Genomic DNA, 23,459 nt, shown 5'->3' with positions numbered 1-23,459 from the left:
GATTAATCAACCAAAACAAAATTCGACTCTACCTTTAGAGTCTAAATTATTTTTAAATGTGTCTAATTTTCATTAACATATTCCGCACACGACTAGCATTTCCATTAAAACTTTACCATCTCGTTTTAATAACCAGCCTTTTCAAGTTCTGGGTAGAAATTGCTTTCTTCGTACGCAATCCTGTCTGCGAGGGCTTTTTTAATACCTTGAAAATCTTTTGAAAAATCAGGGCTATTAACAAGGCTTGCTGATGAGTATTTATTAAAGAACGGTAATAAAGCTTTCTTCGCCAAAGCATCAAGTTCATTCACAAAATTTTGTGCAGATGACTTAAAAGATTCGGTCGCATTTGGCTTGCCCACCGCTTCTTTTACGATTCTATTTTCCTCACCAACATGGGCTAACAATGCCTCTTTTAATGTATTAAGGGTATCAACTTTTCTCTGCCCCGTTGAAGATTCAATTTGCCCTAATAAGTTTGCCGCTGCCTTATGAGTCGCTTTAAGAATATTTACCGTAGTTCCCATTGTGTTTACTCCTTTCAAATGACAGAATTATCTAAAACGATTATAGAAATATTCTGATCTCGTCATCTTAATACCTAAGTTTATTGATTTAACGGATCATATCACAATTAAAATAGAGACAATTTCTTTGGCTTACCTATGAAAAGGTATTTACATTGATAAAACCATGTCTTCCTCCTTTATAAAATATTTTAGTTAGATAAAATAAAAGTACGGAGTTTTATCACTACGGGTAGTTATCCCGATTCTTCTCATTTATCTTTAGGGTTGCTGTCAGTAGTTTTGTCTTTTATAGTCAGCACTTCAATTGGTAACTCGGTCCAGGGCGCTGACAGTGCCTTTGCAAATAAGGAACTACAAAAAGCATCAAAATACAGAAAGACTTTAAAAACATAATTTGTTCTTATTGATTGTTTGGGTTGAATAGCAGATAGTATTTATTGTTGATACGGCTAATTACTATTCTAGGATCTAAGCATTGTAAGTGACAAGTACACGTCTCACGCCTTCTCCTTTTATATTTTAATAAACTTAAGATACATAGATTTCATCAGCGTCACTTTGATATCCTTGCTGATGATCCCTTGCTCAGCTAAAGTCTTCAACAATCGCTTCATAAATCAGCTATTTTGTTTAATTATGAAGTTCTATCGATCTACTACTATCATATTATTCAAAACAATGTGAATGTATATTCACATTGTAGTCAAAAAAATTATTTCATCTCAAGATATTCATTAAAAATCCTCCATGCCTTTTCTGCATGTCTTGTCACATCAAACTTCCCATTACTTATATGCCAGAGAATCGCAGCTTGCTGAATGATACTTAAAAACATCAGAGAAATAGTTGCCGCGTCTCTGTCTTGTCGAATTTTGCCCTCTTGCTGTCCTTGGCTAACAATTTTATCTATTTTATCGAGATATCCTTTTATAATATTATACACCTTTATTCTTCGTTCCGAATGTCCATCATAAATATCTTCAGAAAGGACAATACGAAGAATTCCCTGACTTTCACGAATAAGTTTAACATGATATATAAGGAGTCGCTTAAGGCGGTCGAGCGGTTCAGACGTCTCGTTACATACTATACCAACATTGTCATGTAACCTTTCTTGAATCTGGTCAAGGGCGGCGTCTAACACTTCTTCCTTATTTTTAAAGTGACGATAGATTGCCGAAGGAACGATACCTACCTTGCGGGCGATTTTGACCATACTCAATTCCCTAAAACCATGGCTTGCAATCAGATTTAGAGCTGCCTGCGTTATCTGGTCTTGTCTGACTTCTGTATCTAACTTTTCTGAGCTCATACGTGTTATCGTTTGTGAAAGCACATTCACAATACAGTACAAATTAAAAGGGTCTATGTCAAGATAAAATATGAAAATTATTTAGCGATGTTTAACCTAGTCTTTTTATAACCCTAACCCGAACGAGTCGGGGGATAGACGCTATGATTAGAGTCTAATCTTCATTGACATATTCCGTGTATTCCATTACTGGTCATCAGATGGAATTGTTAAGTCTATATATGCAGAAAACAAAGCTTCCTGATCATTCATCTTCTTTACCGAATCAAGAATAGTCCGTATATTTCTTTCTATCTTCCCAGAATATATTGACTTGCCATTTACCAATATTTTTAGAGGCTTTTCCATGTCTACAAGTTCGTCTGCCAGATAAAGACGCAAGGTCTTGATTTCATGGGTGGTCAGCCAAATTTCGTTGTTTTCCTCCTTTATCTCTGCCTCAACACTAGCTGTCACAGGAAATCCTTCAGGTCTCATCAAATGCCCAGGAACATTCCTGGGAACTCCAGATGTCTGTCGTATTAGCCCGGAGAACTCCGTTATCTCTGCCCAGTAGGCAACGGAGTATCTTGTGGATTCTGTGGAATATTTTATCTTTTTGGGATACCGCGTCCTTTTATTTGTCAGAAACCATTCGAGAACCCTTCCCGTCTCATTCATGGGAAACTGATGCTTCAGTTCGGGTAATTCTCTACAAATGACTTTATAATGAAGTCTCTCTAACCTTGAATTCGCATCCCTTGCCGCCTCTACCGGAATTACCGTATCTCTGACTCCATGTATGATATAGGCAGGCACGTGCATCAGGTTTATCAATAAAGAAGACAAGGGACATTCACCGGCAACAGGGTTTATAGCCGCAAAGAGTGATGGATATCGAATAGCTAAATACCAAACACCGTGACCACCGCTTGAAAACCCTGACATATAAATTTTGTTTGTATCTAGATGATAATCCTGTTTAGCCTTATTTATGGCAGAGAGAATAATTGTTTCTCCCTCTTCACTCCACCATAACCCGGAACCATAGGTAGGCGCTATGAAAATAAAGTCGTCTTTATGCATAGACGATCTTAACCATGCCATTATTTGCCCGTAGCCGCTGCCTCCAACGCCATGTAAAGCCAGCACAACCGGCCACTGTCTGTCAGGTGAATAATCGGACGGTAGGTATACAAAGCACTCTCCCTTTTTATCTCCAACGGGTACCAATTTCCTATGTATGCCTGCCTGCTGTGGTGTATAACTCGCGGAAAAACTAACCCATTCTTTAATCTTATCAATGCTTACTTTCAGGCCAACAAGATTTTTAAGAGCATCTCGTTGTTCTTCTTCGTCAGTGCTTCCAAGATATTTTTTAACTAATGATCGGCCGATAGATTCGATATCCTGCCCGACACAAGGAGATAAAGAAAGAAACAAAACAAAAGGCAACAGAATAAACAGAGATCTGTACATAATGGTAAATAATAATTTTATAATGGACGAGATTTTTTTCGTAAATTGCATAAGAAAGCAGAGGATAACGCGGAATGAGAAAAGACAGAACCATAACATAGACCTTCTGTCCAAAATGGAGTATTGTTTGACTGTCAACGATCACAGGAAAGCTATTAACAGGCTTGAAGAATTTTTTTATAAAAGGCGGGAAATGGAAAATGATTTTATCTTATCACATGTAGAGTTCATAAGATTCGGATAAAAAACTATTTTTCAGAAAGGGACTTAATCTTTTCTTTAGCAATTTCTATGTTAAATTTTGCCTCAAGGTTTTCCGGTTCAATAACAAGTACTTCCTCCCATTTACCAACAGCCTCGTTATAACGCCCGTCTCTATACAAAATGAGAGCTTCGTCCAGCAATTTCTGCAATGCCTCTTTTTCATGATCTGAAGCTATTGTTTCTATTTTTTTATCTTCTTCAGACTTCTTTCCTCCGGTTACTTCTTTAGCCATTTCGTGTCCCTGCTCAACCATCCCCTTGGTCTCTTCTTTCTTTGTCACGGCTTGTTGTTCAATTTTAGAGCTCACAAGATGGGACTTCTGGGTCTCAAGACTTTGAAGCTGACTTTGTAAATCGGTTTTTCCCTTTTCAATCTCTGCCAATTTCTTTTGGAGGTCACTGATGTTTTTCTGTGCTTCAGACAGAATGGTTTCAAATGCATTATCTTTCAACTCTACTTTAGAACTTAATCCATTCAAAGCATTTTGTATCTTCGAGTAATTTGTGTCCAGCCCAGTGGTCTTTTGTGAAAGATCTTCAATACGGTTTCCAAGGTTTTGGGTTGTTGCATTCAGATTCGATATTTCCTTTTCAATCTCACGGATTTTTTGATCAACCACTTCCGTATAATCTGTTTGTACATGTTGCGATTTTTTAGAAACACCACCACATCCCATAAACGATGTTAGGAACGAGACTAACAAAATCATAATAAGGTATTTTTTCATACACTATCCCCTCTCATTTATCGGATACGTATTGAAATAAAATTATTTTATCTTTGATAAGGGAAAATCAAATACTGTCTCTTCCCCGCCCGGAGCAACAACAGCTAGCATTATAAGTGCATTCAAATCAATATCCTTAGTTGGGAATTTAAATACCAGGCGTGCCGCATGGCTTGGAGGGTCGGGCCAGAATTCACTCGCCTCTGCAATCTCAGGGGCAAACTCAAACTCCGGTTGTATTACATCATCCTTATAATAAAGCTTAGCAGTATAGTTAGCACAAAAATTATACTCATCACCATAGACGGTAACTGAAAAGGTGAAATCATCTCCAATCTCCGCTGCTTGCACAATATCATGCTGAGTAAATTCCCTGCGTTCCACAGCAAATTTCCGCGCCTTGTATGCAATATTGTGGAATGGGGTAAACAATGTTGCTGTCCCTATTCCTTTTTCTTTACAGATAGTCCATGGTTTTGAAAACAAGGCAATTTCCATACTTCTATTTTTTTGCCCGTATTCAACGGCCTCTTTTATTTGTTCAGCAGACAGTTCCAAAGAAACAGCGTATGTTAGCTTTAATAGTAACAAGCACAGAATCGGAGAAAAAACGACGGTTAAAGAAAATATGTTTTTCATCACCATTTTTCATTCTTACAAATTATTTTTGTCATTATTCGGCGCTCTGTTCTGTTGCCGTAGTTTCCTCCGCCGGTGCCGCCCCGGATGCTGCTTCCGCCTCTTTTTTCTCTTCTGCAGATGGTTTCACGACATAATTCCTGCCGGTCTTCATAAGGCTAGCTCCACCTACGATAAACATAATGCCGAAAACTACCGCACACACAAAGCATAGCACCCCACCTAGATTATTCACCAATCCTTCCACTTTTTGATTGGCCATAATCTTTTCAGATTTTTCCGTAATTATTTTATCCAACTTGTCAATCATTTAATATTTCCTCCTTAAGATCATTCACAATTCCACAGGAAAACGCAAGAAAATAGCGCTACGAAGCAATAACCGAATCCCCTTATTAAAGTGAGGACGAAGGGGTGTGAAACAAAGTTGTAAAAAAAATTTTTGAATAATAATACTAAAAAGTTCTTCCGAAAATTATGATTTCACATCCCTTAATGTTTCACCAATTCATTGTACATTGATAATTCACGGTCAGCATCTTCCTTCATACCTTTTCCACGATAAATGGATTCTAAATTTTTATGTGCCTTTGCATATCTTGGATTAATAACAATAGCCTTTTTGTATTCGTTGATTTGGTTTTCATACATCTTTTTTTCACCATATGCAACTCCCAAATTAAAATGGGCCTCAGCGCTCCTGGGATTCAACTCCAATACTTTCTTGTATTGTTCAATCTCGTCGTCCAGCAAACCTTTCTTACCATAAGAAACCCCTAAATTAAAGTGCGTATCTATCGATTGCGGGTCGATTTCAATCGCCTTTTTATATGCCTTAATTGACTCGTCATACATTTCCTTCTCACGAAAGGTAAATCCCAGATTGTAGAATGCTTCAAAATTCTTTGGATCAAGTGTAATAACCTTTTGATATGTCATAATTTCTTCATCAATCATTCCTTTGGCACCATATGCGATCCCAAGATTAAAGTATGCGTCTTTATATTGCGGATCCAATTCTATTGCTATTTTATACGCAGCAATCTCTTCATCAAACATCTTTTGTTTGCTGTAAGCCACGCCTAAATTATTATAGGCCTTCGAAGAGTATCTGTTTAACTCAATTGCCTTTTTGTATTCTGTAATCGCTAAATCAACCAGCCCACGGTCATTGTATTCATTTCCCATCTGATAGTGCACATCAAAGTCGCCAAACTCATCAGCACCGTAATTATCAACGGTGTAGACGAGGTTCAAAAATAGCAAGGTAGTAAAACAAAATTTTTTCATTTATTTTTAAATCAGATGTGAAATAACCAATACATTTTTTCGTTTTTTGAGGAAACTTCTTTTGCAATCGTATGAAATTCAGATTCAGAAAGATCATTCAATTTTTTACCATATTTTTTTACCGTCTCACTGAATTCCAATACCTTTTCAACAAGAGTATCATGAGTTTCTGCAGAACCGCCCACAATGTAAAAATCTTCACCGGTTGTAATTCTTTTATGATTGTCCTTGTTGTCAAAGGCGAGACCGTAAAGAATTGCATTATCCTTGCATGATTTATTCTGATTATTCAAATCATCACTCCTTTCCGCCAGTATAGAATATTGCATGTTATCGTATTATCGCGTAAAATCTTTCTTTTTTCGCAAGTATTTTACTCCCCACTTCGTCCTCTCTTTTATAGGGAGATTTGGTTGCGGCTATGCTGCGTTATGAATTACCTTGCTAGAAAAGGATACCATTCCACCTGAAAAATGTCAAGTTAATATGTCCTATCTTACTCTCGTAGAAACAGCCACTTTCATGAGATTTGCCGATGCTCCTCCATTTGTGTTATCATTAAAAAAGGATATATAGTATATCGCTTGTTTTAAGAGGCAGACTTAGAGAGCGTTCTTCTGGCAATCTCAAAATAAATCACTAAACCAGTAGCATCCAAAAGTGTAGCAATAAGCGGGGCAGATACAAAGGCAGGGTCCAGTTTTATAAATCTGAAGAATAGAGGTATCGCAAGGCCAACAATATTGCCAACACTCACTACGATACACAAGGAAACGCTCACGATTGCAGCTACTGTTATTTTTCCCAATGATAGTGCGGCAATGATAAAGGCAATAATACCCATGATAAGCCCCAGCGAAACGCCAACCTTAAATTCACACAATAAAATCTTCCACCATTCTTTCGATTTAATTTCTCCCGTAGCCAAAGCACGAATTATTAAGGTAGAAGACTGCGACCCTGTATTGCCCCCGGTTCCCGTAAGCATGGGAATAAAATAAGCGAGTGCAATCACGGAGCTGAGGACTCCGGAATAACTTTTTAGAATGGTTTGTGAAATAGTTGCGGCAATTACCAGGATAACAAGCCATGAAACCCGGTTGATGATTCGTTTTGAAAAGCCCACCCGAAAATATTCTTCTTCCGTAGTGTGAATACCGGCCATCCTCTGAAAATCCTCTGTTACCTCTTCCTGTACAACGTCCAACACGTCATCTACGGTAACGATACCGACGAGTCTGTCTTCATTATCCACTACGGGAACTGCCAGAATATCATACTTTTGAACTACCTGAACTGCCTTTTCCTGATCATCGGTAGTATGAACGTAAAAGACGTTTTCATTCATAATGTCTTTAATAAACTGGTCAGGGCTGGCAAGAATAATATTCTTCAAAGAGGCAACACCACGAAGCTTTTTTGTCTCATCAACGATATAACAAATATAAATCGTTTCTCTGTTTGGGCCAGTTTTGCGTATGTGTTCCAATGCTTCTGCTACAGTCATACCCATTTGAAGATCTACATATTCCGGGGTCATGATACGGCCAGAAGAGTTATGAGGATAATTCAGAAGTTCGTTGGCTTCCTTGCGTTCTGCCGGAGGGAGGAGTTTCAGGAGTTTTTCGACCACATGGGCCGGTAATTCATCAAAGAGTTGTGTCCGATCGTCCGGCTGCATCTGCACCAAAATTTCTTTTGCATGCTGCTCAGTAAACCGTTTAAGAAGTTCTTCCTGTTCCATCGGTTCAACAAGGGCAAAGACTTCGGATATTTTACGTTTGTCAAGTAGTCTGAATCCCATGACACGCTCCGTAGGATCAAGCTCACGGAGGATATCCACAATATCAGCGGGATGGCGCTCCCGAAGAAAATCACGCAATCCTTTGAAATCCTTGGTTTCGATAAGTTCTTTTATTTCGGGAAGAAATATCTTCGTCCACTGCAATTCCATTTATTCTACCTTTTCCACACCAAGAGCCTTTGCCATGCCCAGAAGGGTTCTTCCCAGCAGCGAGCGCTTCATTTCGATTGCATGAAAATCGCACACTTCATCACAACAAAAACATCCGATACATTTCTTCTTATCAACAATCACCTTGCCACTCTCTTTCGACATAGCGCCGGCAGGGCAATTCCTTATGCATTCATAACACCGCGTACAGTTCGAATGATTTACTGTAGAAAATGTGGAACAGGTACTGTCAAACATCATAGCCAGAAGGAAGTCGGGCAGATATTTTCCGGCAAAATCCTGGGCACCGCTGGAAGGTTTTTGAAAATCAGGAACGGATACGTCATTAATAGTTTCACCGGCTACGTTGATGGTATCGAGCACACCAACACCCAATCCACGCTGATGTGCAAACCGTATAGTCGGTATAGCCATGGGTTCAAATCCGATAATACTGCTCGCTGCCGCATCCAGAGCAACACTGTCCTGGCTGGCTAAAATCAAACCCACCTTTTTCGGTTGGCCGGCATTGGGTCCATTTCCCTCCATTCCCACAATGGCATCCATTACAATAAGATGGGGTTGTACCATATGATAAATGTCTACCAGAGCTTTTGCAAATACTGTTGGTTTAGGCGCAATCAGGTGCACGTTCTTTTTTCCATTGCCTGGAATGCTGCCCAGCATGTTTTTTATCGCGCCGGTATATTGCGTTAAACCATGGGTTTTCAGTTTGGGCACTGAAACCACAAAATCCACCGTTCGCAGTGACCTGGCAATACGGAACTTATCTAAAACTTCATAATCTTTATTGTAAACGTCAATATACTCATCTTTATCAAAATTAACAATCTTCGCACCGGTATCCTCTGCGATTTCATTGATGCGGGTAATTCGAAATGCATTAAAGGTAGAAGCGTTCTTTACGCTGCCGGAGGAATCTCCAATAGAAACATCGCAACCAAAATCCTTTTGAAATATTCTAACAAGAGCCCTTATCACGATGGGATGCGTATTTACAGCCCTTTCCGGTGGTTGAGAAGAGGAAAGGAGATTAAGTTTTAAAAGCACCTTCATGCCAGGTCTAATCATCTTGTCAATGCCATTGAGCAAGCTTAAAGACTTATGAATGGAATGATAAACCTTTTCTAAGTCATAATCGCTACATTTAACGATCGATACGGTTGGCATAAAATAACCTCTTCTAAATGTATCAAGAAAACCTGTTTAAATAACAAAAACTGCACGCTGGAAACCAGTAATGTACTCATTGACTGCAAAGCCATAAACCAATCCCCCCGTTAAATTGAGTGATTACAATAGACCTAAAGGGGTGTTAGGAGGGTACGAATAAAAAATTGTTAAAAAGAATAATTTCTCACGTTACAGTTAACAATATAGCAAAGGAAAAGAATATTACAACAAAATACTCAAAAGAATTTATTCATAGCCTCTGCCCTTGCCATATCCTTCTTATATGCTTCTATCTCAGTTAAATTATTTCTGAAAAATTTATTTTTAAGCTTTAAAAATGGCCTCCTCAAGTACTGCCGATAATAATAGGCGAGAGGATAATTTTTAATAAAGGCCGGAGTCGTGCAAATATAATTTGCGTATTTCCTGTTGTATTTCCATCTGAGAAACTGGATGTCTTCCGGTCCTAAATAATTTGTTTTGATATTTGCCCAAAAGCAATTGTACCGGCTATAATCATGGATATTTGTCACCAGTCCGGCATTCAACAATTCATCCCGCATGCCGGTTTTGGGATAAGGAGTAAGTATCTGATCTGCAAAGAAGTCTATTTGCAGATCTACAAAAAATTCATAATTCCTGGCAATATCTTCTTCCTTATCATTCGGGTTACCGATAATCATACCACCGACAATCATGATGTTCTGTTCATGTAATCGCTTAACCGCGAGTTTTGTTTTTTCAATAATATTTCCCTTCTTCATGAGTCGCAAATTTTCTTCTGAGACGTTTTCGATTCCAAGGAAGACGATACGGAAGCCAGCCCGGGCCATCTTTTCCGCAAGGGTATCGGAGGACGCAATGCCTGAACTGCTTGCCTGGATGATATACCGAACATCATCATGTCCGGCCTTAACAATCGCATCACAGAGAGATTCAAATCCTTTGATGTCTAAAGTAAAGTTATCATCCGAAAAGATGATAAAGTTTGCTCCCTGCTGCTTGGCGTCAGAGATGTCAGCGAGCATCCTTTCCACGCTAAATCTTCGGAATGTCTTACCATACATCTTGTCCATGCTACAAAAATTACAGGGCATAATGCATCCGCGGGAAGACTCTACTATATCCAGGGTAAAGCCGTAATATTGATATCCCTTCCATATCCGTTTGGAGCGATCCGGTATTTTGATCTTCGACAGGTCTTCCAAAGGACGTGGGGAGTTGTGAGTAAAACCATTGTAATTACGATAGGAAACGCCCGGAACACTATTAACAGATCTCTCACCGTTTATAGCCTTTAACAATTCATCAAAACACAAATCTCCTTCTCCGCGAATGAGAAAGTCAAAGGGGGCAGACTCATCGCTTTTGCTTATTTCATCGTACATAAGCGTGGCGTGGTACCCGCCCAGGATAATTTTAATATCTTTATTGAGATTTTTTATAAGACTCGCTATCCTTCGGGCCGTTGAAAATTGAAAACTCATGGCCGTCAGCCCAACCACATCCGGACGATATTTTGCAATCAGGTCTTTAACGGTTTCAGGAATACGTTCCCTCCGGAGAATAAGATCTGCTATAAAAACGTTATGCCCCTCAATATTGCCTGCAATCGATGAGATTGCAAGGTTTGGCGGCTTCCACCGCTTTGCATTGAAATGAGGAGCACAATCGGGCATGGACATTAAAAGTATGTTCATATCTTTTTCTTTTTCGCAGATAATTATTCAACCAAATTCTTCCTGTTGTTTATCACGAAACAAACCAGAGACTTTTCTTGTTACATTTTATCAGTATTTTCAAGTCATTCAAGGAAATTCAATCCTTGCTTTTTTGGTAACTCAAGTGGCTTTAAGTAAATAAATGAAATTAATATTTAGTTATATACAGGAAAGAATACTTCGCCTCAAGAGAAAGACCTTAAAACCTCCATGGCAGTTCCATGTCTACCGGAGACTATTTACCATTTATTCTATAAGCGATTTTCACCATTACGCAGCCAGTCATCTCTTCTGAAGTAATGCCGGCTGTTACCGGTAAAGTTGCTACACTGTGAATCGCACTCTTCGCTCTCACTGGCTATCCGTCTCTTCAAATATCTGGCGAAACTGATTCCTCACATTCATCCAGCCCAGCCTCATGCCACCGACTTTGGCTACTATCTGTAGAACCCACAGCTGGGTTATGGGTTAGCAGAGACAAAAAAGACAAATTTTCCGCGAACAATCGGCAATGGATTTACGAATATTCAGAGTCACCAACTCGTCCTGTAGTTGAGTATGCTAATATTTGTCCAGGCTAACAAATAAAAGTCCGATCTCGTTTTTGGCTGGATCGCGGAGGCATGGTAATCTTTGTAGCTTTTCTGCATTTCCTTCATTATTGAGACATACATTGCTCAGGTAAAGTGCCCTTGAAGTACGAAGTGCCCGAGTGGTTAAAAATACCATCTCTACAAGCCTAATCCTTGTGGAGAGGTTTGTACCTACGTAGTGTCTGAGCGAAAACACATACTTTTGTCATTTCAATCGAACGGAGAAATCTTCAAACCCCTCAATTTCAATACTCAAAAGATTTCTCTCTCCACTGGAGGTTAAAGACTTTGAATTTCTGGCTAGTCTCAACATATTCAATAACGCATTACTGAACGATGCCGTGTATAAATTCAACGCTATGAAGATGCCAGTTTGGTTTATACTGGAATCAATAAACACAAAGGAGAAGTTATTGGCTTATAGGATACGGTGCTGAGTCTTAATGATTATCAATCCGTTGTATTTGAAAATGTGACAGAATATAAAACATGATAGATTTCAAGCAATTTCTGTAAGTCAAACGCATGCACCTGACGTGTGGAGCCTTTATGGAGAATGAGAAAAAGGGTTAATTATCCTCCACTTACGTTGAACTGCCGGGAATTCGCACAAAACTTTTTATTTTTCCTGAGGATACTGCCATTGCTCCTTCCCTGGCGGCTGTTTAACTTTACTCGTTCGTATAAAGACTGGCCGAAAAGGCCTAGGTATTGACATAGAAAGGAAATACTGAGAATTAGCAAAAAGCCGCCTTTTGATAAAAGAACAAATAAATCATCTCCATTTTGATATCGCAACGGGAGGCTGATAATGACAAAAAAGCATTAGCGACTTAATCATGGATTTCTTTCAAAAAACACCTAAAAAAGACCTCAAACATGGATCTGTTGTAGATCGGGTTACAGAATAATATCTTAAAGATAACCCTGTACCGTCAAGGAACACTTGAAGTGCAATCCGCAGACTTGCAGCAAGAAGGAAAATTAATCAAGGTTAGCAAAGGCATTTATCGTTATAATCCTGACCATAATTAAAGAAGTTGAACTATTTGATTATCTTCAGAAATTAAAGAGGAAACATTTAAAAGAGATATTTATAAAAGCATCGTATGTGGATGAGTACGAAAAGAAGGCGTTGGGATCTGTGCAAACCATATTAAGCTGGATGACTTTCTAAGATTTACTCGGTAACATCCGATAATAGCATTAAAATTTTTGCAGACCATAAATCCGAAAGACCTCAGCGGCGGCAATTTTGTTGATAACGGACGAACCTTATGCATGAAACATAACCTTCTAAAGAAAAATTAATCACAAACAGAGGCACGGAAAAGGTATTTTATTAAAATCAATAAACAGGCTGTTACTAATGGCGATAAAGGGATGAAGGATTTTTATACGTGCATTTGATCTGCATAAAATAAACAGCTAAATAAAGGACCACATGGAAAACATGAATAAAGGCAAGGACAAACAAATCGCTCGAGCAGATGCCAATAAAACATTGCACTGCTTAGCTCGATCGTTATTTGTCTTAGTTTGTCAATTTTTTCAAAAGTGTCTAAACATAAAGGAGGTAGGCAAATGGTTAGAAACGGAATAATGACAATCCTTCGTTTAAACACAGGAGGTCATGCATGGCACGTCGGAATCTGAGTGCGCTCGAGGCGTTATTTGATATTCTAACGGATGCGCCTTGGTGGACAAGCTTGCTTGTTGGAGGTATTTCATACGCGGCCTTGCGCTTTGCATTTCCAATAATCTGGTCTAACCCGAAGACTATGTTGGGTATATTAGCGGGCGCGACCTCGCAGTTTGCGTGGATATCAGTAATATTCGCATTTCCTGCTATGGTCTCGATGTTTCAGTCAGCCGGTAAACGGCGCATGCTAGATCGGCAGAATGGGATTGGATCTATCCGTTCACTCCCATGGAAGCGGTTTGAGGAGCTAGTCGGGGAAGCTTACCGTCGGCAGGGTTTCACGGTTTTCGAGAACCCCGATAAGGGCACAGACGGCGGTATCGACCTGACAATCAAGCGTGGGAGCAATACCTATCTCGTCCAGTGCAAGCACTGGAAGACCCACAAGGTCGGGGTGAAGGTCGTACGAGAGATGCTTGGGCTCATGGCAGCGCACGGCGCAACAGGCGCGATCGTTGTAACCTCCGGTGTTTTCACCAAAGAGTCTATTGACTTCGCGACCGCGCAGCACATCGAACTCATCGACGGCGATGGCCTCGTCCGCATGATTAGTACGTTGCAAGCGACGCCAGCAATTACGGCGGTATCATCCGCACTAACTGTCTCCGCTCGCACGTGCCCAAGATGCGGTAAAGACCTGGTGCTCAGGACCGCAAGACGCGGCGCGAATACGGGGGGCAAGTTTTGGGGCTGCCAGAACTTTCCGAACTGCCGCTACACCGAAGTGGCGTCTGGCTAACAAGTGTTTCCAATCGACTCACACATGCGTTAGGCTTGGAATGCGGCCGCTTGTTCACTGCTGAAGTACTGAAGCGTTGGACTGTTCTTGGTGCAATGAACGTAAAGTAAAATAGCAATAGACTTTTTTGTATATAGGAGAATAACTGTGGCTAAGTTTCTTGATACAACTGGTGTTTCTTATCATCTTCAGCAATTGATAAACCAATCTAATGATACACTTATTTTGATTAGTCCCTATTTGAAAATCAATGAACGTTTGCGCCAATCTTTAGATGATAAAGATCGCATGAAAATCGATGTTCGGGTAGTATATGGCAAAAACGAGTTACAGCCCGACCAAATTATCTGGCTCAAGTCGCTTAAGTCCGTGCGGACGAGTTTTTGCGAAAACTTACATGCAAAGTGTTATTTGAATGAGAGCGAAGCAGTAGTTACTTCGATGAATTTGTATGAGTTTTCGCAGGTCAATAATCAAGAGATGGGAATTTATGTCACGAAAGCCGATGACTCACAGTTGTATGATGATATTTACAATGAAGCACGGCGACTAATCCGTATCAGCGACGAAGTTCGCCTGTCTGTTGAAAAGATTGTAGAATCTAAGGGCAAGCCGACAGAAAAAAAAGGCGACAAAAAAGCTACGAACGGCAAAAAGGGGTTTTGTATCCGTTGCAAGAAAGAAATTGCACTGGATCCTTCTGCTCCTTATTGCGCCGAATGTTATAAGAGTTGGAAAAAGTATGAGAACCTTTCGCATCAGGAAAAAAGTTGTCATGTTTGTGGCAAAGATAACGCTTCAACAATCAATAAGCCTGCTTGCTGGGATTGCTACAAACAACATAAAGAATTATTTGCGATAAAAAGTTAGGAGTATTGTGAAGCAAGAACAACCTGGCAAAGCGTGTGCGGCACGTAGGAGATTCTGCTATATTTTCAAGTTTTTTTTGTCTTCGGATTTTTCCTACTTTATACCCTACACAAAACTCTATGGGTTAAAGTGTCCAACTATTATTGACACAGAGGGAGCCTTTATAGGGTTCCAGCGAACCCTAAACTTCAAGGATGCCCGCTAGAAATATGAGAGAATGACCTCCCGCGAAGAATAAAATACGATTTGCAAATTTTTATCCGAACAGCACTGAGAATTATTCAAAAAAATTTGTTCATCTCGGCAAACCTCTTCATATCTTTTTCAAACATGTCTCGTTCTGTTTTACCTATTGAGGCAAAGAAATTTTTAATTCGGTAAAACGGCCTTAAGACGATTACCCGCAAGAGGTTAACTATTAAGAAATTAGCCTTAAACGCTGGTGTTGTTTTAAAAAATGTGGAGTATTTCCGTTTATATTTCCATCGTAAAAATTGTAAATCATCCGATGAAAGGTACTTTGTCTTCACATTCGCCCAAAAACCATTGTATTTTTTATAATTATTTACATTGGTGACAAGTCCTTCTTTGATTAAAATATCACGCATGCCTGTTTTCGGGTAAGGAGTAATAATCTGTTCACCATAAAAATCGATATCGGCCTTGTCAAAAAATTCAAAGTTTTGGGCAATATCTTCTTCCTTGTCCTCTGCATGACCAAGAATCATCCCACCGACGATAAGAATGTTGTTGCAGTGCAGGTAATCGATGGCCTTCTTTGTCTTTTCCAGCATACCTCCCTTATTCATGATTTTTAAATTTCTTTCAGATACATTCTCAATCCCCAGGAATACAATTTGTATCCCCGCACGTGCCATTTTTAGAGCTAATGTTGGAGATGATGCAATACCTGATGTACTTGCCTGCACAATATAACGGAGATCATTGTGCCCTGCTTCGACAATGGCGTCACATAAGGATTCAAACCTCCTTACGTTTAAAGTGATATTATCATCTGAAAAAGCTATATATTTCGCCCCGAATTTTTTGGCGTTTGCAAGGTCTTGCATAATTCTATCAAAGCTGTATGCCCTGAACGTACGTCCATACATACGGTTCATGCTGCAAAAATTACAGGTCATTGTACAACCACGCGATGTTTCGACCATATCCAGTACTTTCCCGGAAAAGAGGTAATCATTCCAAATGCGGACATCCCTCCGCGGGAGCTTCAGGGTATCCAAGTTCTCTAACGGTCTTGGTGGGTTATGCAAAAATCTTCCATTATGACGATAGGACAGACCAGGAATATCCTTCCATTCGCGCCCGCCATCCATTGCTTCCAATAAATCACGAAAGGTTTCTTCACCCTCTCCGCGTACGATATAATCAAAAGGATTATCATCGTCAGCAGAAGCAATTTCTTCATACATAAGAGTAGCATGATACCCGCCAATGGCTATTTTTATATCTTTCCACAAACTTTTTATAAACATTGCGATCCTTCTCGCTGTATCAAATTGGAACGTCATGGCACTTAATCCTATTATGTCCGGTTGATAATCCTCAATAGCTTTTTTTAGAGAAGGTAATAAGTTGTTTCTTTTGAGTACCAGATCAGCAAGTGCCACATCATGGTGTGGCTGAATATTTCCCGCGAGAGAAGAGATAGCAAGGTTGGGAGCCCTCCATGTCTTAGCAGAAAACTGGGGAACCGTGTCGGGCATGGAACACAATAAAATCCTCATCTTAAAAAACCTCACATTACAAAGTATTTGTGAAAAAAACCTTCTACAAAGAAGGTTCTCAGTGTTGATTGGATGTTAAGCACCAACAATGGTAAAATCTAATACACGAATATTTTACTTTGTTAAAACACATTGTCAAGATTACAAACAAAAATGCATTTTTTAAATCTTTTTCGATTCAAGACAAACAATATACCATTTTGAAAGCTATAATTGATGGATAAAATTACCGACAGAACGATTATCATGATCAATCTTGTGATTGATACAAAGATGAGCTTTTACCTATGTATCGTCAGGCTTGCTGCAAAATCCTGGTGTAAGCATATATGCAATTTAACAAGATTCATGTAAATTTATTTTAAATCATGTCGATATATAAGTATTATTGTTTATTGATGTTATTAACAGATAGCATTAATGGAAAGATGATTATGGCGTTGATTGCGGGACGTCATATCTACGTACTTCAGTCCCCAAGAGGAGTTTTTCAAAAAAACTACCAAGGCATATCAAAATGAATTATGAAGTCATTCTTCCCAGAAAATAACTCTGCAGAGAATAAGCAGCATGAACGATGCTGCGGAATACACGCTGCAATGCGAGTATTAGCAGAGTCGTCCACACCGGATGAAGCTATTTCAAAAATCCTTCAAACTATTAGCGAAAGCCTGGAGTGGACACTTGGTGAATTCTGGACTGCTGACAGTAAAAATAACGTGCTGCGCTGTACAGAAATATGGCACAAACCGTCAGTAAATATTTCGGAATACCATACACTAACCAGGCAAATCCTCTTTTCACCTGGAGTGGGATTGCCTGGCATAGTTTATCATAGCAAAAAGCCTGTCTGGATCCCTGACATCGCTCAAACCACCTATCTCCATCATGCAAAAATTGCTACGAAAGAGGATTTTCATGGCGCAATAGGTATTCCCATTACATACGAAAACGAAATTCTAGGTGTTTTCATATTTTTTAGCCATAAGATACAACCGCACAACAAAGATCTCCTCATGATATTAGCCTCTACTGGCAGCATGGTTGGCCAGTTTATAAAAAGGATACGAGCAGGAAATGCTTTGCGTCAGGCATACAACAACTTAGAAATGAAGATTAAAAAACGAACATCTGCCCTGGTACAAGCCAACAAAAAACTACAAGTAAAAATTATCGAACGTAAACTAGCTGAGGATGCACTGAACGCAAGCGAAGCCCGATACCGCGGACTCTTTGAAAATTCGCCTGTTTCTCTTTGGGAAGAGGATTCCTCCGCAGTGAAAACTTACATTAATCATTTGCGAGCAGCAGGAATCAATGATCTCAATACCTACTTTGATAATTATCCAGAAGAGATCTATAAATGTGTCGCGATGATGAAGGTTCTTGATGTAAATAAGGCTACGTTAAAGATGTACGAAGCCACCAGTAAAGAGCAGCTATTAACTGGTTTGGCCCATACCTTTGACAAAGAATCATTCCTCGTATACCGGCAGGCATTGGTTGCTTTGTCGGAAGGCCAAACATTGTTTGAAGCGGAAGCTACTACCCGCACGCTTCGTGGTACAAAGAACTATGTGTACCTGAGATTATCTATAGCTCCAGGATACGAACACACGTGGGAAAAAATCTTTGTTTCTCTTACCGATATTACCGCCCACAAGCAAACTGAAAATGCTCTCAGACGCAGAATTGACTTCGAAAAAACCGTTGCCAGCATATCCACAAAATTTCTTGTAATTTCAGACTTTAACAACGCTGTTTTCAAATCACTGGCTGATGCAGGTCAGCTGAGCAAGGCCAGCCGGACATACCTCTTCCAGATTCATGATAACGGCAATATCGTAAACAACACGCATGAATGGTGTAATGAAGGGGTTAATCCGAGAATTCAGCTTCGTCAAAATCTGTCCTCTGCTACGTACCCATGGTTGATGGAAAATCTCCACGCCGGCAACATAATTCACATTGCCGATGTTTCTAAAATGTCTTCTGAAGCTGCCGCTGAAAAAAACGAATTTGAAAAGGAGGGTATTAAATCACTTTTAATTCTGCCCGTTTATGCTGAAAACGAGTTGGCAGGATATGTTGGTTTTGAAAACGTCGTTAGTATCGGCCCATGGCACGAAGAAGATATTGCACGGTTACGCATTATGGCAGAAATCATAGGAAATGCAATAGCGCGGAAGAAGTCCGAGGCGCTTATCACACATATGGCTTACCATGATCCTCTTACCAACTTACCCAATCGTAATTTATTTCAAGACCGTCTTCAGGGAGCAATAGTCCATGCAAAGCGCACGGGTAAGATTATGGCACTTATGGTCATTGACTTGGATAATTTTAAAACCATTAATGATTCATTAGGGCATCATGCAGGTGATTTGCTACTTCTGGCAGTTGCCGAGCGACTGACAAAATGCGTGCGGGAAAGTGATACGATTTCCCGCACCGGAGGGGATGAATTTATCCTCATCCTTCCAGAAATTGTTTATCCTATAAATGCTGCCATTGTCGCCAATAAAATCCTTGATACTTTATCAAATCCTTTTTTAGTGGAAGGGCACGAACTCAATATCACCGTTAGCATAGGCATTAGCCTTTATCCTGTTGATACCAGCGACAGAGATGATCTGATCAAAAAGGCAGATATTGCTATGTATCTCTCAAAAGAACATGGTAAAAATACCTACCGATTCTACAAGTCAGATATGAATACCCATGTCTGAAACTATCTCGCTGGAGTATTGTACATATCCACGCCCCAAGAGATATATCCAAAATTTCAATTTAAATGGAACACAAGAAAAATATCTTGCAGAACCCAGATCTTTCATAAGATCAGAACCACAGACTACAAAGAGATTCACTGTTTCACAATTTCTGTGAGCCTATGGTTTTTGTTAAAATCTATGTTTGTTATAACATATTATTTGAACAAAAATTTATTAGCATCGGCGGACCCGTCAGGCAGAATCTAAGCTGAATCACGCCTTTCCTAAGGTCTTTTTACCAGGCTTCCATTCAACGGGACAAAGTTCTCCCGTCTGTAATGCCCTTAAAACCCTAAGAACCTCTTCAACACTTCTACCAACACCCAAATCATGAACTAATTGATATTTTACTTTACCCTCAGGGTCTATAATAAATGTCCCTCTTAAGGCAATACCTTTGTCTTCAATGAGTACGCAATATTTTCTCGAAACTTCTTTTGTCATATCACTCAGCCATGGAAAATTTATTTTTCCAAGTTCTTTTAACCACGCCTTATGAGAAAACACACTGTCAACACTTACTCCTAATACTTGTGCATTTAACTCTTTAAATTCACCGTCTCGTTTTGAAAATTCAGTAATTTCCGTAGGACAGATAAAAGTAAAATCAAGGGGGTAAAAGAAAAGTACAATCCATTTACCTTTATAATCATCCAAACTTACCTCTTTGAACTTTTCATCTACAAGCCCTTGCAACGTAAATTCAGGCGCATTTTGCCCAACTCTTACACTCATAGGATCCTCCATTTTCAAAATGAAATTATTGTTAAATAGATATAAATTTGTATTGTAAAGATTAGATATTTTTTGTCAAGAGATTTTCTAGGATTCTCGATTTATTTTTTAATGACAAAAAAAGTCAGTGCCATTACCTGAAAAACCAATGCAAGCAAGAGATACGCATGAACATCGCCACTGCGGTTGAGGTAAGCAAAAATAAGTGAGCCAAAAACGAAACATTGAATAACAGCAGCCAGAATATTCAACCATGATGCGGATGCATAAACTAAAGTCCGGTTTATATTTTTTACTTCGTTTAACAGAGATTCCATGATAAAATCTTTCTCCTCATATCCCTTTTCCTTTCTGATTTTTATGGTGAAACATTCTCCGCAAAACAAACTTCCATCTTCCTGGTACACGACCCGCCCAGAGTCCATATCATGCTTCGACAGACTCCTTTTGCAATTAGAACAAAGTTTAATTTCCATCATATCTTTCTTTATCTTTTCCAAATATCTATTTTATAACAATGTTTACTTTAATAAAAGAGATTTGGTTAGGCCTTGCGGCGGTATACGCGTGATACTCACTATCTGCTCCGTATCTTCATTTAAGACCATATCTGTCCAGCTTCCGATAAAGGGTCCGCTCTCCAATGCCAAGCATCCTTGCTGCTTCTTCTCTATTTCCACCTACCGTGATTAAGGTACTTTTGATGAGTTCCCTCTCCGCCTCTTCAACAGTCATACCAGCCACAAAACCAGGAGAATACGATACTTCATTACTTCGTTGTAATATATGGTCAGGAATATCCTCAACACCTAAGGTATCTTTTGTACTTACAACAATCATACTCTCTATACAATTTTTTAATTCCCGTATATTTCCCGGCCATGAATATTTATATAAAATTTTTCTGGCATCGGGAGATATCTGTGAGACATTCTTAGCGTGTAACTGTGAATATTCCCGCAGAAAGGCATCGATGAGCAAGGTCGTGTCCTCAAGCCTCTCACGAAGAGGCGGCAATTTAAGAGAAACAACATTTAGTCTGAAGTATAAATCGTTCCGGAACCTTCCTTCTTTTATGAGTTTTTCTATGTCCTGATTTGTAGCTGCGATCAAACGGACATCAACCTCAATAGGCTCATTACTTCCGATACGTGTAATCATGCCATCCTCTATAACTCGCAATAGTTTAACCTGAGTAGAAAGTGGCATATCACCAACCTCATCTAAAAACAATGTGCTGTGATGAGCACACTCGAATTTTCCTTTTCGCTGATAGAGCGCTCCCGTGAAGGCTCCCTTTTCATGTCCAAAAAGTTCACTCTCAAGGAGGTTTTCCGGAATTGCTGCGGAATTTAAAACGACCATTGATCTATTCTTTCTTGGGCTGTTGTTATGAATAGTTTTTGCAATGAGCTCCTTCCCCGTCCCGCTTTCACCAGTTATCAGAACCGTGGCTGTAGTGCTAGAAATCTGTTTAACGATATTCAGTACTTTCTGTATCTTTGGGCTATTGCCAATAATTCCAGTCAGACCAAATCTTTCGTCAAGTTGTTTGTGAAGTTCTTTATTACTCCTTACCAGCGTCTGTTTTTCAACGAGTTTTGCAATCTCCGCACGAAGATGGTTAATATTAATAGGTTTTAGGAGATAGGTAGCGGCCCCTTTTCGCATTGCATCAACCGCAGTTTCTACGGTACCATAACCAGTAATCAGAATAACTTCGGCCTCAGGCAGTCTCTCCTTTGTTATTTTGAGTATTTGCAGGCCGTCTATATCATGCATAATTAAATCCGTTATTACAATATCCACCTCTCCAGTTTCTATACGTTGCAATCCTTCCTTACCACTGGTAGCAATAAGGCATGTATATCCAACCTTCTGAAGCGCTTCTGCCGTCGCAGATGCATGCTCTTTTTTATCATCAATAACCAGAATTACTGTATGGTCAGCCATATATGTGTTTTAATAAATATTTACATCTACCGGTAACTTTATAGAAAAGTTACTTCCTTTATTCTCTTCACTTTGAACAGAAATTGTCCCTTTATGTTCCTCAATAATGCGCTTTGCAGTCGGAAGTCCAAGACCTGTCCCAGTTTTTTTCGTTGAATAATAGACTTGGAATATTTTATCAAGAATATCTTTTGAAATACCCGTCCCCGTATCAGTAACATCGATTTGTATATATTTTTTATTCCCGGATGTACGAATCATAAGTTCCCCACCATGTTCCATTGCCTGTTCTGCATTGATAACCACATTTAAAATTGCCTGTTTAACAAGGTTGATGTCTAAACGACAGGGAGGCAGATGAGCATCGTAACTTTTGAGTATCAATATCTTCTTTTGTTTTATCTCCGGGGTGATAAAGTCTACAACTTCATCTACAACTTCATTAATATTGCAATCTTCCAATGTTAGTTTTTGTCCCTTTGCATATCTGAGAAAATCATTCAGGATTTCCTCCAGGCGTTGTACCTCTCTTTGCAAAGCCTGTATCCGTGTATACACCTTTTTGTTGTTTTCCCCTTTCAGGTTTTGTACATCTTCCATAAGAAGTTGCAGATTGATACTGAACGTACTCAACGGATTTTTTATCTCGTGAGCAAGCCCGCCAGCCAGTGTTCCCACAAAAGCGAGTCTTTCAGAATGCATTGCCCTTTTCTCTAGCTCTCTGGTCTTATCGATAGCCCTCCGAATGGAGAAAAACGCCAATGGAATAAAGATCATGCCGGCTATTGCTGCACCAACTAAATATTGAATCACATTTTTTAAAGAAAACAAAAAAATAAGCCAGGAAGATGTTTTGGATCACTATCTCCCTGGCTCAAAGATACAGTCTATAGGTAAATTAAGAATTAAGACGCATTACTTTTTGGGCTTGCAAACCTTTTGCCCCGTCTACGATATCGAACTCCACCTTTTCTCCATCTTCCAGCGTCTTAAATCCTTCACTCGAAATATTTGAATAGTGAACGAAAACATCCCCTCCGCCTTCTTGTTCAATAAAACCAAACCCTTTTTTTGCATCAAACCATTTCACTTTACCAATTGCCATTCTCTTGTTCTCCTATTGAATAAACACAACGTCTACAAAGAAAAATCTTTTTGCACCTATTTTTTTATCCTTTATGCCTTCTCTATCCTCCCCAAAAAAACCGAAAGATAAACGATAAAATTTTTAAATTTATTTTCAATACATCTTTCA

Annotated in this window: 20 protein-coding genes; 3 read left to right on the top strand and 17 right to left on the bottom strand. The window is 39.3% G+C overall.

Going from position 1 to position 23,459, the window contains the following annotated elements; translation table 11 throughout:
* Positions 1 to 125: 125 nt before the first annotated feature.
* The 11 genes from BIY37_RS08210 to BIY37_RS08160 all read right to left on the bottom strand — a co-directional run bounded on the left by BIY37_RS08210 (position 126) and on the right by BIY37_RS08160 (position 11,069).
* Complete coding sequence (locus BIY37_RS08210) at positions 126 to 527, bottom strand: hemerythrin domain-containing protein (RefSeq protein WP_070067355.1); 402 nt, start codon at positions 525 to 527, stop codon at positions 126 to 128.
* Between the two features lie 715 nt (positions 528 to 1,242).
* Positions 1,243 to 1,842, bottom strand: coding sequence for a TetR/AcrR family transcriptional regulator (locus tag BIY37_RS08205; protein WP_070067354.1), 600 nt, complete (start codon positions 1,840 to 1,842; stop codon positions 1,243 to 1,245).
* A gap of 186 nt (positions 1,843 to 2,028) precedes the next feature.
* A complete protein-coding gene (locus BIY37_RS08200) occupies positions 2,029 to 3,351 on the bottom strand; it encodes a carboxylesterase family protein (protein ID WP_230402472.1) in 1,323 nt (440 codons plus the stop codon).
* Positions 3,352 to 3,548: 197 nt separating this feature from the next.
* Positions 3,549 to 4,292 carry a coiled-coil domain-containing protein gene (locus BIY37_RS08195; RefSeq protein ID WP_070067351.1) on the bottom strand — a complete coding sequence of 248 codons (744 nt, stop codon included), beginning with the start codon at positions 4,290 to 4,292 and terminating at the stop codon, positions 3,549 to 3,551.
* 42 nt (positions 4,293 to 4,334) lie between these two features.
* Entirely contained in the window at positions 4,335 to 4,931 is a 597-nt protein-coding gene (locus tag BIY37_RS08190; protein WP_143299219.1) for a hypothetical protein, read from the bottom strand.
* A 34-nt stretch (positions 4,932 to 4,965) separates the two neighbouring features.
* Entirely contained in the window at positions 4,966 to 5,241 is a 276-nt protein-coding gene (locus tag BIY37_RS08185) for a hypothetical protein (RefSeq protein WP_070067349.1), read from the bottom strand.
* Between the two features lie 182 nt (positions 5,242 to 5,423).
* Complete coding sequence (locus BIY37_RS08180; protein WP_070067348.1) at positions 5,424 to 6,221, bottom strand: tetratricopeptide repeat protein; 798 nt, start codon at positions 6,219 to 6,221, stop codon at positions 5,424 to 5,426.
* 11 nt (positions 6,222 to 6,232) lie between these two features.
* Entirely contained in the window at positions 6,233 to 6,550 is a 318-nt protein-coding gene (locus tag BIY37_RS08175) for a hypothetical protein (protein ID WP_070067347.1), read from the bottom strand.
* A gap of 260 nt (positions 6,551 to 6,810) precedes the next feature.
* Positions 6,811 to 8,175, bottom strand: coding sequence for a magnesium transporter (gene mgtE / locus BIY37_RS08170; RefSeq protein WP_070067346.1), 1,365 nt, complete (start codon positions 8,173 to 8,175; stop codon positions 6,811 to 6,813).
* Positions 8,176 to 9,366, bottom strand: coding sequence for a DUF362 domain-containing protein (locus tag BIY37_RS08165; RefSeq protein WP_070067345.1), 1,191 nt, complete (start codon positions 9,364 to 9,366; stop codon positions 8,176 to 8,178).
* 239 nt (positions 9,367 to 9,605) lie between these two features.
* Positions 9,606 to 11,069 carry a B12-binding domain-containing radical SAM protein gene (locus tag BIY37_RS08160; RefSeq protein WP_070067344.1) on the bottom strand — a complete coding sequence of 488 codons (1,464 nt, stop codon included), beginning with the start codon at positions 11,067 to 11,069 and terminating at the stop codon, positions 9,606 to 9,608.
* 2,251 nt (positions 11,070 to 13,320) lie between these two features.
* Here BIY37_RS08160 and BIY37_RS08155 point away from each other — a divergent pair.
* On the top strand, positions 13,321 to 14,124 hold the full coding sequence (locus BIY37_RS08155) for a restriction endonuclease (RefSeq protein WP_070067343.1): 804 nt from the start codon (positions 13,321 to 13,323) through the stop codon (positions 14,122 to 14,124).
* Positions 14,125 to 14,271: 147 nt separating this feature from the next.
* Complete coding sequence (locus BIY37_RS08150; RefSeq protein WP_070067342.1) at positions 14,272 to 14,994, top strand: phospholipase D family protein; 723 nt, start codon at positions 14,272 to 14,274, stop codon at positions 14,992 to 14,994.
* Between the two features lie 281 nt (positions 14,995 to 15,275).
* Here BIY37_RS08150 and BIY37_RS08145 read toward each other — a convergent pair whose 3' ends face one another.
* Positions 15,276 to 16,721, bottom strand: coding sequence for a B12-binding domain-containing radical SAM protein (locus BIY37_RS08145; RefSeq protein ID WP_230402471.1), 1,446 nt, complete (start codon positions 16,719 to 16,721; stop codon positions 15,276 to 15,278).
* A gap of 545 nt (positions 16,722 to 17,266) precedes the next feature.
* On the opposite strand from BIY37_RS08145, the gene BIY37_RS08140 reads away from it, so the two are divergent.
* Complete coding sequence (locus BIY37_RS08140) at positions 17,267 to 19,471, top strand: sensor domain-containing diguanylate cyclase (RefSeq protein WP_080324955.1); 2,205 nt, start codon at positions 17,267 to 17,269, stop codon at positions 19,469 to 19,471.
* A 258-nt stretch (positions 19,472 to 19,729) separates the two neighbouring features.
* Here BIY37_RS08140 and BIY37_RS08135 read toward each other — a convergent pair whose 3' ends face one another.
* From BIY37_RS08135 to BIY37_RS08115, 5 genes are all read right to left on the bottom strand, one after another.
* Positions 19,730 to 20,251, bottom strand: a complete 522-nt coding sequence (locus tag BIY37_RS08135; protein WP_070067339.1) for a peroxiredoxin — start codon at positions 20,249 to 20,251, stop codon at positions 19,730 to 19,732.
* 101 nt (positions 20,252 to 20,352) lie between these two features.
* Positions 20,353 to 20,676, bottom strand: a complete 324-nt coding sequence (locus BIY37_RS08130) for a hypothetical protein (protein ID WP_070067338.1) — start codon at positions 20,674 to 20,676, stop codon at positions 20,353 to 20,355.
* Positions 20,677 to 20,845: 169 nt separating this feature from the next.
* Positions 20,846 to 22,204, bottom strand: coding sequence for a sigma-54-dependent transcriptional regulator (locus BIY37_RS08125; RefSeq protein WP_070067337.1), 1,359 nt, complete (start codon positions 22,202 to 22,204; stop codon positions 20,846 to 20,848).
* A gap of 9 nt (positions 22,205 to 22,213) precedes the next feature.
* Positions 22,214 to 23,035 (bottom strand): two-component system sensor histidine kinase NtrB, encoded by an 822-nt coding sequence (locus BIY37_RS08120; protein ID WP_080324954.1) that lies wholly within the window; start codon positions 23,033 to 23,035, stop codon positions 22,214 to 22,216.
* Between the two features lie 67 nt (positions 23,036 to 23,102).
* Entirely contained in the window at positions 23,103 to 23,309 is a 207-nt protein-coding gene (locus BIY37_RS08115) for a cold-shock protein (RefSeq protein ID WP_070067336.1), read from the bottom strand.
* Positions 23,310 to 23,459 lie beyond the last annotated feature (150 nt).

It is taken from the genome of Candidatus Brocadia sapporoensis, assembly GCF_001753675.2.
Classification (GTDB): Bacteria; Planctomycetota; Brocadiia; order Brocadiales; family Brocadiaceae; genus Brocadia; species Brocadia sapporoensis.
This window is presented reverse-complemented; position numbering and strand designations above follow the sequence as displayed.

What these genes read in the sequence shown, in the direction of transcription:
- BIY37_RS08135 (WP_070067339.1), bottom strand. Translation starts at nt 20,251, where the DNA reads ATGAGTGTAAGAGTTGGGCAAAATGCGCCTGAATTTACGTTGCAAGGG.
- BIY37_RS08195 (WP_070067351.1), bottom strand. Translation starts at nt 4,292, where the DNA reads ATGAAAAAATACCTTATTATGATTTTGTTAGTCTCGTTCCTAACATCG.
- BIY37_RS08180 (WP_070067348.1), bottom strand. Translation starts at nt 6,221, where the DNA reads ATGAAAAAATTTTGTTTTACTACCTTGCTATTTTTGAACCTCGTCTAC.
- BIY37_RS08205 (WP_070067354.1), bottom strand. Translation starts at nt 1,842, where the DNA reads ATGAGCTCAGAAAAGTTAGATACAGAAGTCAGACAAGACCAGATAACG.
- BIY37_RS08165 (WP_070067345.1), bottom strand. Translation starts at nt 9,366, where the DNA reads ATGCCAACCGTATCGATCGTTAAATGTAGCGATTATGACTTAGAAAAG.
- BIY37_RS08115 (WP_070067336.1), bottom strand. Translation starts at nt 23,309, where the DNA reads ATGGCAATTGGTAAAGTGAAATGGTTTGATGCAAAAAAAGGGTTTGGT.
- BIY37_RS08200 (WP_230402472.1), bottom strand. Translation starts at nt 3,351, where the DNA reads ATGCAATTTACGAAAAAAATCTCGTCCATTATAAAATTATTATTTACC.
- BIY37_RS08160 (WP_070067344.1), bottom strand. Translation starts at nt 11,069, where the DNA reads ATGAACATACTTTTAATGTCCATGCCCGATTGTGCTCCTCATTTCAAT.
- BIY37_RS08130 (WP_070067338.1), bottom strand. Translation starts at nt 20,676, where the DNA reads ATGGACTCTGGGCGGGTCGTGTACCAGGAAGATGGAAGTTTGTTTTGC.
- BIY37_RS08175 (WP_070067347.1), bottom strand. Translation starts at nt 6,550, where the DNA reads ATGCAATATTCTATACTGGCGGAAAGGAGTGATGATTTGAATAATCAG.
- BIY37_RS08190 (WP_143299219.1), bottom strand. Translation starts at nt 4,931, where the DNA reads ATGAAAAACATATTTTCTTTAACCGTCGTTTTTTCTCCGATTCTGTGC.
- BIY37_RS08145 (WP_230402471.1), bottom strand. Translation starts at nt 16,721, where the DNA reads ATGCCCGACACGGTTCCCCAGTTTTCTGCTAAGACATGGAGGGCTCCC.
- BIY37_RS08155 (WP_070067343.1), top strand. Translation starts at nt 13,321, where the DNA reads ATGGCACGTCGGAATCTGAGTGCGCTCGAGGCGTTATTTGATATTCTA.
- BIY37_RS08140 (WP_080324955.1), top strand. Translation starts at nt 17,267, where the DNA reads ATGAAGTCATTCTTCCCAGAAAATAACTCTGCAGAGAATAAGCAGCAT.
- BIY37_RS08185 (WP_070067349.1), bottom strand. Translation starts at nt 5,241, where the DNA reads ATGATTGACAAGTTGGATAAAATAATTACGGAAAAATCTGAAAAGATT.
- mgtE (WP_070067346.1), bottom strand. Translation starts at nt 8,175, where the DNA reads ATGGAATTGCAGTGGACGAAGATATTTCTTCCCGAAATAAAAGAACTT.
- BIY37_RS08125 (WP_070067337.1), bottom strand. Translation starts at nt 22,204, where the DNA reads ATGGCTGACCATACAGTAATTCTGGTTATTGATGATAAAAAAGAGCAT.
- BIY37_RS08210 (WP_070067355.1), bottom strand. Translation starts at nt 527, where the DNA reads ATGGGAACTACGGTAAATATTCTTAAAGCGACTCATAAGGCAGCGGCA.